Source organism: Streptomyces sp. MK37H (assembly GCF_018035285.1).
Taxonomy (GTDB): Bacteria; Actinomycetota; Actinomycetes; order Streptomycetales; family Streptomycetaceae; genus Streptomyces; species Streptomyces endocoffeicus.
The window spans coordinates 1-2,597 of sequence record NZ_JAAAYH010000722.1 but is presented as its reverse complement, the minus strand read 5'-3'; the positions used below and the strand labels follow the sequence as shown (position 1 = coordinate 2,597).

At 72.2% G+C, this 2,597-nt stretch carries 1 protein-coding gene; it reads right to left on the bottom strand.

Annotated elements, in window-relative coordinates; translation table 11 throughout:
• Window positions 1–1,789 (bottom strand): GAF domain-containing protein (locus GWI24_RS43200; RefSeq protein WP_210951484.1); only part of this gene is annotated, 1,789 nt, incomplete at its 3' end.
• Window positions 1,790–2,597: the final 808 nt, after the last annotated feature.

Genomic DNA, 2,597 nt, shown 5'->3' with positions numbered 1-2,597 from the left:
CCCCGACCCCCGACTCGGCCGGCAGATAGCGGTACGCCACATCCAGCGCGTTCTGCTCCGGCAGCATCCGGGGCAGCAGACTGCGCTGGAGGGTCACCGCCATGGTGTGCTCGCGGGTGTAGCGGCGGGCGTTGTCGATGCTCACGGCGGCCCGGGTGACCAGCTCCTCCGCGAGGGAGACATCGTCCTCCTCGAAGGGCTCCGGCTTCTCCGCGCGCATGAAGCTGGCCACGCCCAGGACGACGCCCCGGGCCCGGAGCGGGACCGTGATCATCGAGTGGATGCCGTAGTCGACGATCCGGCGGCCGTGCTCGGGGTCCTGCGCCTGCCAGCCGCCGAAGTCGCCCAGGACCGGCTCGACCGTCACCGCTCCGCTGCGGAAGCCCCGGGCCTGGGGCGCGCTCGGGCCGAACTCGATCAGCATGCCGAGCGGGTAGAGCGGGCCATCGTCCCGGATGCCGCTGAGGGCCGTACGACGCAGGACCGTACGGCCGCCGTCCGCGGTCGGCACGGCGGCCCACGAGCCCTCGTCCGGGGCGCTGACGCCCGAGGCCCCGTCCGGGGGCTCCTCGCCGCGCAGCACCGAGTCCGCGAGGTCCACCGAGACGTAGTCGGCGAACCGGGCCACCGCGTACTCCGCCAGCTCCTGGGCGGTGCGCACCACGTCCAGCGTGGTGCCGATGGAGACGCCCGCGTCGTACAGCAGCTTGAGCCGATTGCGCGCGAGGTCGACCTTGCCGGACAGCGCGCGCAGCTCCGTGGTGTCGCGCAGGGTGGCGACGCTGCCGGGCGGGCCGCCGTCGCGGTCGGTGGGGCGGTGGCTGACGGACAGCAGCCGCTCACCCGCCGTATGGACCTCGTCGGTGGCGGGGCGCCCGGACGCCAGCAGCGCGGCGGTGTGCGGATCGAAGCCGAGCTCGGACACCAGGCGGCCCTCGGCGTCCGACGGGAGGTCGAAGAGCCGGCGCGCCTCGTCGTTGGCCAGCACCAGCCGTCCGTCGCCGCCGACGATCAGCACACCCTCGCGCACCGAGTGCAGCACCGCGTCGTGGTGCTCGTACATCCGCGTCATCTCGGACGGGTCCAGCCCGTGGGTCTGGCGCCGCAGCCGCCTGCTGACCAGGGCCGTGCCCGCCGTGGCGAGCGCCATGGCGGCAGCGGCCGCGCCGAACAGCAGCGGCAGCTGATGGTTGGCCGCACCGCTCACCTTCTTGATCGTGATACCGGCCGCGACCAGGCCGACGACCTTCCCCTGGGCGTCCTTGACGGGCACCACGGACCGTACGGACAGGCCGAGCGTGCCGGTGAAGGTCTCCTGGACCGTCCGGCCCTCGGCCGCCGGGCGAATGCTGCCCATGAAGTGCTTGCCGATCCGGGCGGGGTTGGGGTGGGTGTAGCGGATCCCCTGCGGCGTCATGGCCACGACGAAGTCGACACCGGAGCCCTTACGGGCGCGCTCGGCGAGCGGCTGCAGCACGGCGCTGGGATCGGGCCCGCGCAGCGTGCTCACCATGCCCGGAGCGTTCGCGAAGCTCTCGGCGACCGCCATGGAGCGGTTACGGGCCTCCCGCTCGCTGTCGTAGCGGGACTGGAGGACGAGCGCCACGACGGCGGCCACGACCAGCAGCAGCACGACGCCGACCTGCAGGACGAAGACCTGGCCGGCCACGGTGCGCACGCCGCGCCCCGGGTGCCAGCGGGGCCGCCGCCCATAGCCGCGGCCTTGGGGGGCGCCGGGACCGCCGCCGGAGCCGGGGCCCGATCCGCGGCCGCTCCAGCCGGTGCGCACCGGCGGCCGCCCATGCGGGCTCAGCTGGGCGTACGTGGTCTGCCGGCCCTGCGGACCCCAGCGGTCACGGGGGCCCGGCGAGCCCTGCGGATCGGCTTGATCGCGCTGATCCCACTGATCGCGCCGACCTCGCCGGTCTCGCTCGTCTCGCTGACCTTGCTGGTCGCGCTCGTCTCGCTGACCTCGCCGGTCTCGCGGGTCCTGTCGGTCCTGCCGGTCCTGCGTGTCCTGCTGGTCCTGCGTGTCCTGCTGAACGCGCCGCCCACGTCGCTCCCATGCCGAGCGGGGCCCCTCACGCCGACCGCGTGGGCGCCAGTCGGTCATCGTGCGGGCCAGCGGAACTCGTGGTCGACCGAAAAGTCCGGCCATGTCGTTATTTCTAGCACCCTCGCTCAGCGGCGGGCGAGCGGCATCCTCCGCCGCCGACCGAGCACTCCCGTCCGACATCCCGACTACACCCCGCCCGCGCCCTCTTTCGTCGGTCTCGTCGCCTCACCCGTCATCCGCACACCGTGCGTTAAGCACATGGTTGCCCCCGCTTTTCCGCATCGAAATTTCCGCGCCGGACGTACCGATACTGGCCGTGAAGTATCCCTTCTCACAACGACGTTGCGAATTCCCTACAGGATCATGCCCAGCACGGCATCCGTAAATGTCCTGGACGGCCCTTGTGCTCCAAAGGTCATCTTTACAGTCAAGCGGACTGATCGATCCCGCATCCTCCGGAAAGATCACCGAACGGCGGCCGGCCGGAGCGCCAGGCATCACCCTCGTAACGAAGTGCCGTGGCCCTTGGCCTCAGCCGCCC